An 8,060-nucleotide genomic window follows, 5' to 3' on the forward strand; every position below is an offset into this window, starting at 1 on the left:
AGTCTTGAACCGGTTTGCGGAATGATGCACATCGCGCTTGCATGAACCAAACAACAGCCGCCGGCATTCATCCGCTCGATCATCTGGTGCTGCCGACGCAGAGTCTCGATGTGGCGCGAGCCCGGCTCACCGCGCTTGGCTTCGTCGTTGCCCCGACCGGAATCCATCCCTTCGGAACGGAAAATTGTTGCGTGTTCCTCGCCGACGGCACCTATCTCGAGCCACTCGAGGTCGGCGATGAACAGGCCGCGATGACGGCCATTGCCGAGGGCAATGTTTTCGTCGCGCGCGACCGTATCTATCGCAACAGCCTCGGCGACGAAGGATTTTCCGCCGTGGTGCTGGGGACCAACAACGCAGATGCTGACCAGGCACGCTATGTCGAAGCCGGCATCTCTGCGGGAGACATGCTGAGCTTTTCGCGCGCTTTCACCGACACGGAGGGCAAAAGCGACATCGCATCGTTCAAGCTAGCCTTCGCATCCGATAGCAACGCTACGGATGCTTTCCTGTTTGCCTGCGAGCGGGTCAACGCGCCGAAAGTGGACCGCACGGCTTTGCAGGCGCACGCCAACGGCGCCACCGGCATTGTCGAAGTCGTGGCCGTCAGCGGTCGGCCCGCCGAACTGCACCGATTGATTTCCGTGGCGGTGAATGATCCAACCGCCAGCGGACAAGGCGGCGCGTTTCACTTGCCGAATGCAACCTTGAGCGTGCTCGACCCTGCGTCTTTCACCGCATGCTTTGGCCTGCCTGCCGGCGCGCCGACAGACCTTCGCTTCGCCGCGGTGGTCTTTTCGGTCCGCAGCGCCGAAATCACTGCGAGGCTGCTTGCAGCCAATTCCATCAAACACGATATAGCGGGCCATGATATTGTCGTGCAGCCGGCATCCGGACAGGGCGCGGCTTTCATCTTCCGGGAGATCCAATGAGCAAGCCCCTGGCGCCCAATTCGTCGGTAACTGTCGGCAATGTCGTCTTCGACAACAATGCGGCTTTGTCGCTGATCGCCGGTCCATGCCAGTTTGAATCGCGCCAGCATGCCTTCGACATGGCCGGCGCGCTGAAGGAACTGACCGGCAAGCTTGGCATAGGCCTCGTCTACAAGACCAGCTACGACAAGGCCAACCGCACCTCGCTGTCGGCGACGCGCGGCGCCGGCATGGACGCCGCACTTCCCGTCTTCGACGAACTGCGCAAGGAATTTTCGCTCCCGGTGCTGACCGATGTCCACACCGAGGAACAGTGCGCGATCGTCGCGCCGCATGTCGATGTCCTGCAGATTCCGGCCTTCCTGTCGCGCCAGACCGACATGCTTGTCGCCGCCGCCAGGACCGGCAAGGTGATCAACGTGAAGAAGGGGCAGTTCCTTGCTCCCTGGGACATGAAGAACGTGGTTGCCAAGATCACCGGTTCCGGCAACGCCAATGTTTTGACCACCGAGCGCGGCGCGTCGTTCGGCTACAACACGCTGGTGTCCGACATGCGCGCGCTGCCGATCATGGCCGAGATCGGCGCGCCTGTGATCTTCGACGCCACGCATTCGGTTCAGCAGCCGGGCGGGCAGGGCGGCTCCTCGGGTGGCGAGCGCCGCTTTGTCGAGACGCTGGCCCGCGCGGCCGTCGCCGTCGGCGTTGCCGGCGTGTTCATCGAGACCCACCAGGATCCGGACAATTCGACCTCTTCCGATGGCCCGAACATGGTGCCGTTGAAGGACATGCCGGCACTCCTGGAAAGGTTGATGGCGTTCGATCGTATCGCCAAGGGTCACTGAAGCGTCCCAAGGGACGCTCCAGCGTCGGCAGGTGACAATGACCCCAGGGCCGCCGGCGCTTGTGGAAGACATAAGCCGGCTGTACGCTTGCCCCGCAAATGAGCGTTTTGGCAGGAGGAAGCCATGTCTGTCGCCCGCGTCACCGAAATCACCTCATCGTCGAAGAAGAGCTTTCAGGACGCAATCGAAAAGGGAATTGCGCGTGCCGCAAAGACCCTGAAGAACGTCGAAGGCGCCTGGATCCAGGACCAGAAGATCGTCGTCGAGGACGGCAAGATCGCTGCCTATCGCGTCAACATGAAGGTCACCTTCATTCTCGCGGAGTGACCGGCTGACGCCGAAAAAGTCGGGAGCTTTCGCCCGCGCCCCTCATTGTCAAAGCACCGAAGAACACATTGACACCCACAAACGAAAAGGCCCGTCAAGACGGGCCTTTTCGATTCGATGCGGCGCCTATTCACTGATGTGGAAGGCAGGCAAGGGCGCCGTCGCCTTGGGCGGCGATTGCTGATTGTCGCACGACGTCAGAAACGCCGCCGCGATCAGGAACAGACTCACGATACCACTCAACTGGGACATGGCGAAACTCCTCCTGTTTCGCCCCGCGCCCCCGCACCATAACCGGAAGCACGTCCGCCGCACATGACTTATGATGACAGCGATTTGCGCTTCGTGAATCGTCTGATGCATGTCGCCCAGAAGTGGCCCCGGTTTTGGGAGAACGACATGCATAAAAACAAAGACCTAAAGCGTGGCGCCTGAATCCGATCAACGCGACGCGCTTTAGGCTGACGCCACGGCAATAATTGCGAGCGGGCCGATTGCCTTTTGCGGCACTTTGGCTAAGACGTGCGCGACGCTTCTTCAGATCAATCGAGGACATCGCAATGACCGCCATCATCGACATTGTCGGGCGTGAAATCCTGGACAGCCGTGGAAATCCGACCGTCGAGGTCGATGTCGTTCTCGAAGACGGCTCGATGGGCCGCGCGGCGGTGCCGTCGGGTGCCTCCACCGGCGCCCACGAGGCCGTCGAATTGCGCGACGGCGGCGCCCGTTATCTCGGCAAGGGCGTGCTCAAGGCCGTCGAAGCGGTGAATGGCGAGCTGTTCGAGGCGATCGGCGGCATGGAAGCCGAAAACCAGATCCACATCGACCAGACCATGATCGAGCTCGACGGCACGGCCAACAAGAGCCGGCTCGGAGCCAACGCCATCCTCGGCGTCTCGCTGGCTGTGGCCAAGGCCGCTGCCGATGCCACCGGCCTGCCGCTCTACCGTTATGTCGGTGGCACGAAGGCGCACGTCCTGCCGGTGCCGATGATGAACATCATCAATGGCGGCGCCCATGCCGACAACCCGATCGACTTCCAGGAGTTCATGATCCTGCCGATCGGCGCGCCGACGCTGCGCGAAGGTGTTCGCTGGGGTTCGGAAATCTTCCACACACTGAGGAAGAAACTGAAGGATGCCGGCCACAACACCAATGTCGGCGACGAGGGCGGCTTTGCCCCGAACCTGAAGAGCGCACCGGTGGCGCTCGACTTCATCATGGAATCGATAGAGAAGGCCGGCTTCAAGCCGGGCGAGGAGATCGCGCTCGGCCTCGACTGCGCGGCGACCGAGTTCTTCAAGGACGGCAACTACGTCTATGAGGGTGAGAAGAAGACCCGCGACCCCAAGGCCCAGGCCAAGTACCTGGCCAAGCTTGCCGCCGACTATCCGATCATCTCGATCGAGGACGGCCTTGCGGAGGATGATTGGGAGGGCTGGAAGTACCTGACCGACCTGATCGGCAAGAAGACCCAGCTGGTCGGCGACGATCTGTTCGTCACCAACACGGCGCGGCTGCGCGATGGCATCCGCATGGGCGTTGCCAATTCGATCCTGGTCAAGGTCAACCAGATCGGCTCGCTGACGGAAACGCTCGACGCCGTCGAGACCGCACACAAGGCCGGCTACACCGCCGTCATGTCGCACCGCTCGGGTGAAACCGAGGATTCGACCATCGCCGATCTCGCCGTTGCCACCAATTGCGGGCAGATCAAGACCGGCTCGCTGTCGCGCTCGGACCGCATGGCCAAGTACAACCAGCTAATCCGCATCGAGGAAGAGCTCGGCAAGCAGGCGAGCTACGCCGGCAAGTCGATCGTCAAGGGCTGATCCGGAAACACCCCAGACATGGGATATCCGATGAAGGGCGGGAGCATTCCCGCCCTTTTTTATTTCGATCTCGCACAGGCGGCCATCCGTAACCGTCCGTTAAGCACAATCGGCGAAAAAGATGGCGAGCCGCATGAGTTCGCGGCCGCGAGGATTCGGATCATGTGGACGCGTCAGCACAAGCAGAGAAACACCGGCCGGCTGATCATTCCCTCGCTCTGCGTGGCATTCCTGGCCTATTTCGGCTTTCATGCCTACCACGGCGAATTCGGCATCAATTCGAAATATCAGCTGGAAGCCCAGACGGTTGCGCTGCAAGGTCAGCTCGATGCGATCAAGGCACGCCGGATGGAGCTCGAACGGCGCGTTCGGCTCATGCATGAAGGATCGATCGAGAAGGACATGCTCGACGAGCAGGCGCGCAAGGCGCTCAATCTGTCCCAGGCTGACGAAATCACCATCATGTTGCCGGCCTCGGCGAAGTAACCGGTTTTCAGTTAATCGCCAATATTTTCAATGATTTTAATCGCTTAGACGCATGTCAGCTATGCAATTTCGGCATGGCGCAACGCCCTGACGCGTGTTAGCCTCCCTAAAATCGGTGGGGAGGAGCTGATCTCCCCAGAGCAGATTTGATCCTGCTCTAATGTCCGCAAAGAGACGCCAACAGGGAGTGATGCATGGCCACCGCAGCCAGAAAAGCGCCTGCCAAATCCAAATCCGACGGCAAATCGGGGGTTTCGGCCCCCAAGCCAGCCGAATTCACCAAGGATGAAGAGCTCGCCGCCTACCGGCATATGCTGCTTATCCGCCGTTTCGAGGAAAAGGCCGGCCAGCTTTACGGCATGGGCTTCATCGGTGGCTTCTGCCACCTTTATATCGGCCAGGAAGCGGTCGTCACCGGCATGAAGATGGCGCTGATCCAAGGCGACCAGATGATCACCGCCTATCGCGACCACGGCCACATGCTGGCGATGGAGCTTTCACCGCGCGGCGTCATGGCTGAGTTGACCGGGCGTCGTGGCGGCCTGTCCAGGGGCAAGGGCGGCTCCATGCACATGTTCTCCAAGGAGAAGCATTTTTACGGCGGCCACGGCATCGTCGGCGCGCAGGTGTCGCTCGGCACCGGCCTCGCCTTCGCCAACCGCTACCGCGACAACAACAATGTGTCGCTGACCTATTTCGGCGATGGTGCGGCCAACCAGGGCCAGGTCTATGAAAGCTTCAACATGGCCTCGCTGTGGAAGCTGCCGGTGATCTACATCATCGAGAACAACCGCTATGCCATGGGTACCTCGGTCTCGCGCTCGTCGGCGGAGACGGACTTTTCGCATCGCGGCGCCTCGTTCAAGATTCCCGGCATCCAGGTCGATGGCATGGATGTCCGCGCCGTCAAGGCGGCGGGCGATCTGGCCACCGAATGGTGCCGCGCCGGCAATGGCCCGCTGATCCTCGAAATGCAGACCTATCGCTATCGCGGCCACTCGATGTCCGATCCGGCCAAGTACCGCTCGAAGGAAGAAGTGCAGAAGATGCGCTCCGAGCATGACCCGATCGAACAGGTCAAGGCGCGGCTGATCGAGAAGAAGTGGGCGACCGAGGACGAATTAAAGACCATCGACAAGGAGGTTCGCGACGTCGTCGCGGACGCCGCGGAATTTGCCCAGAACGACGCGGAGCCGGATCCGTCCGAGCTCTGGACCGATATCGTACTGTAACGGGAGGGCAAGGACATGCCGATCGAAATTCTCATGCCCGCTCTCTCGCCGACCATGGAAGAGGGCAATCTTTCCAAGTGGTTGAAGAACGAGGGCGACAAGGTCGTCGCTGGCGACGTCATCGCCGAGATCGAAACCGACAAGGCGACGATGGAAGTCGAAGCCGTCGACGAAGGCACGCTTGCCAAGATTGTGGTTCCTGCCGGCACCGAAGGCGTCAAGGTCAACGCAGTGATCGCCGTGCTCGCGGTTGACGGCGAAGACGTCGACAAGGCTGGCGAAGGCATCGGCGAAGAGCCTGCCAAGGCTGAAACAGCGGCGCCTGCGCCGGCGGCGGCTAACAGCGATGTCGCAGCACCGGTCGCAGCCGCCCCGAAGACGGAAATCGCCGCCGATCCGGATATTCCGGCCGGCACGGAAATGGTCTCGACCACGGTGCGCGAAGCACTGCGTGATGCGATGGCCGAGGAAATGCGCCGCGACGGCGATGTCTTCGTCATGGGCGAGGAGGTCGCCGAATACCAGGGCGCCTACAAGATCACGCAAGGACTGCTGCAGGAGTTCGGGCCGCGGCGCGTCGTCGACACGCCGATCACCGAGCATGGCTTTGCCGGCGTCGGCGTTGGCGCGGCGATGGCCGGCCTGAAGCCGATCGTCGAGTTCATGACCTTCAACTTCGCCATGCAGGCGATCGACCAGATCATCAACTCGGCCGCCAAGACGCTCTATATGTCGGGTGGCCAGATGGGCGCGCCGATCGTATTCCGTGGACCGAACGGCGCCGCCGCACGCGTCGCCGCCCAGCATTCGCAGTGCTATGCCGCCTGGTACAGCCACATTCCCGGCCTCAAGGTCGTGATGCCTTACACCGCCGCCGACGCCAAGGGCTTGCTCAAGGCGGCGATCCGCGATCCCAACCCGGTCATCTTTCTCGAGAACGAGATCCTCTACGGCCAGTCCTTCGACGTGCCGAAGCTGGATGATTTCGTGCTGCCGATCGGCAAGGCGCGCATCCACAAGACCGGCAAGGACGTCACCATCGTTTCCTTCGGCATCGGCATGACCTATGCGGTGAAGGCTGAAGCCGAGCTGCGCGGCATGGGCATCGATGCCGAGATCATCGACCTGCGCACGATCCGTCCGCTCGACCTCGATACGATCATTGCCTCGGTCAAGAAGACCAACCGGCTGATCGTGGTGGAGGAAGGCTATCCGCAGAGCTCGGTCGGCGATCATATCGCCAACCAGGTGTCGCAGCGTGCCTTCGATTTCCTTGACGCTCCGGTCATCACCATAGCCGGTAAAGACGTGCCGATGCCTTATGCGGCGAACCTCGAAAAGCTGGCGTTGCCGAATGTCGGCGAGGTCATCGAGGCGGTCAAAGCCGTCACGTATCGCTGAACCGGGCGGGAGGACAAAATGCCAATCAACATCACCATGCCGGCCCTGTCGCCCACGATGGAAGAGGGCAATCTGTCAAAGTGGCTCGTCAAGGAGGGCGACAAGGTTTCGCCGGGCGATGTGATCGCCGAGATCGAGACCGACAAGGCGACGATGGAAGTCGAAGCCGTCGATGAAGGCACGGTTGCAAAGCTCGTCGTTCCCGCCGGCACCGAAGGCGTCAAGGTCAATGCGCTGATCGCAGTGCTTGCCGCCGAAGGCGAGGACGCCGGCGCTGCCGCGAACAGCGGTGGCGCTGCCGCACCAGCGAAAGCGGAAGCGCCGAAAACGGATGCTCCGAAGGCGGAAGCACCAAAGGCTGAGGCACCAAAGGCTGATGCACCAAAGGCCGAGCCTGCAGCCGCATCCAAGGCAGAAGCTGCTCCGGTCGCCAACGGCCATGCGGCTGGCGAGCGCACTTTCGCGTCGCCGCTCGCGCGCCGCATCGCCAAGGAAGCCGGCGTCGATGTGTCTGCCGTGACCGGCACAGGCCCGCACGGCCGGGTGGTGAAAGCCGATGTCGACGCAGCGATTGCCGGTGGCGGCGCCAAGCCTGCAGCCAAGGCAGCCCCCACTGGGGCTCCGGCTGCTGCTCCTGCCGCGCCGGTGAAGGCGATGTCGGACGAGCAGGTGCTGAAACTGTTCGAGCAAGGCTCCTATGAACTCGTCCCGCACGACAACATGCGCAAGACCATCGCGCGCCGCCTGGTCGAGGCCAAGACCACCATCCCGCATTTCTACCTGACGCTCGACTGCGAACTCGATGCGCTGCTGGCATTGCGCACGCAGATCAATGCCGCGGCGCCAATGAAGAAGACCGACAAGGGTGATGCACCCGCCTACAAACTGTCGGTCAACGACCTGGTGATCAAGGCAATGGCCATGGCGCTGAAGGCGGTGCCGGATGCCAATGCGTCATGGACCGAAAGCGCCATGGTCAAGCACAAGCATGCCGATGTCGGCGTT

General features: G+C 61.7%; 9 protein-coding genes. 8 read left to right on the top strand and 1 reads right to left on the bottom strand.

Translation table 11 applies throughout. The features are described from left to right. Positions 1 to 41: 41 nt before the first annotated feature. The 3 genes from ACFFNA_RS23125 to ACFFNA_RS23135 all read left to right on the top strand — a co-directional run bounded on the left by ACFFNA_RS23125 (position 42) and on the right by ACFFNA_RS23135 (position 2,101). Positions 42 to 932 (top strand): VOC family protein, encoded by an 891-nt coding sequence (locus ACFFNA_RS23125; RefSeq protein WP_378921897.1) that lies wholly within the window; start codon positions 42 to 44, stop codon positions 930 to 932. Then, on the top strand, positions 929 to 1,774 hold the full coding sequence (gene kdsA, locus ACFFNA_RS23130; RefSeq protein ID WP_378921899.1) for a 3-deoxy-8-phosphooctulonate synthase: 846 nt from the start codon (positions 929 to 931) through the stop codon (positions 1,772 to 1,774). The genes ACFFNA_RS23125 and kdsA overlap by 4 nt, the downstream gene beginning before the upstream one ends. A 123-nt stretch (positions 1,775 to 1,897) precedes the next feature. Continuing rightward, the gene (locus ACFFNA_RS23135) at positions 1,898 to 2,101 is read left to right on the top strand and encodes a dodecin family protein (RefSeq protein ID WP_019858016.1); all 204 of its coding nucleotides are present in this window, start codon (positions 1,898 to 1,900) and stop codon (positions 2,099 to 2,101) included. Positions 2,102 to 2,227: 126 nt separating this feature from the next. Here ACFFNA_RS23135 and ACFFNA_RS23140 read toward each other — a convergent pair whose 3' ends face one another. After that, positions 2,228 to 2,353 (bottom strand): hypothetical protein, encoded by a 126-nt coding sequence (locus ACFFNA_RS23140; protein ID WP_378921901.1) that lies wholly within the window; start codon positions 2,351 to 2,353, stop codon positions 2,228 to 2,230. A 308-nt stretch (positions 2,354 to 2,661) separates the two neighbouring features. Between ACFFNA_RS23140 and eno the strand changes: the two genes are divergently transcribed. The 5 genes from eno to ACFFNA_RS23165 all read left to right on the top strand — a co-directional run. Then, positions 2,662 to 3,936 (top strand): phosphopyruvate hydratase, encoded by a 1,275-nt coding sequence (gene eno / locus ACFFNA_RS23145; protein WP_378921903.1) that lies wholly within the window; start codon positions 2,662 to 2,664, stop codon positions 3,934 to 3,936. Between the two features lie 162 nt (positions 3,937 to 4,098). Beyond that, positions 4,099 to 4,422, top strand: coding sequence for an FtsB family cell division protein (locus ACFFNA_RS23150; protein WP_111549016.1), 324 nt, complete (start codon positions 4,099 to 4,101; stop codon positions 4,420 to 4,422). 194 nt (positions 4,423 to 4,616) lie between these two features. Next, positions 4,617 to 5,654 carry a pyruvate dehydrogenase (acetyl-transferring) E1 component subunit alpha gene (gene pdhA / locus ACFFNA_RS23155; RefSeq protein ID WP_378921905.1) on the top strand — a complete coding sequence of 346 codons (1,038 nt, stop codon included), beginning with the start codon at positions 4,617 to 4,619 and terminating at the stop codon, positions 5,652 to 5,654. Between the two features lie 15 nt (positions 5,655 to 5,669). Beyond that, positions 5,670 to 7,055: a pyruvate dehydrogenase complex E1 component subunit beta gene (locus ACFFNA_RS23160; RefSeq protein WP_378921907.1), complete on the top strand. Its 1,386-nt coding sequence runs from the start codon at positions 5,670 to 5,672 to the stop codon at positions 7,053 to 7,055. Positions 7,056 to 7,073: 18 nt separating this feature from the next. Next, on the top strand, positions 7,074 to 8,060 hold a 987-nt coding region (locus ACFFNA_RS23165; RefSeq protein WP_378921908.1), incomplete at its 3' end, for a 2-oxo acid dehydrogenase subunit E2.

The sequence above is a fragment of the Mesorhizobium kowhaii genome, assembly GCF_042431665.1.
Taxonomy (GTDB): domain Bacteria; phylum Pseudomonadota; class Alphaproteobacteria; order Rhizobiales; family Rhizobiaceae; genus Mesorhizobium; species Mesorhizobium kowhaii.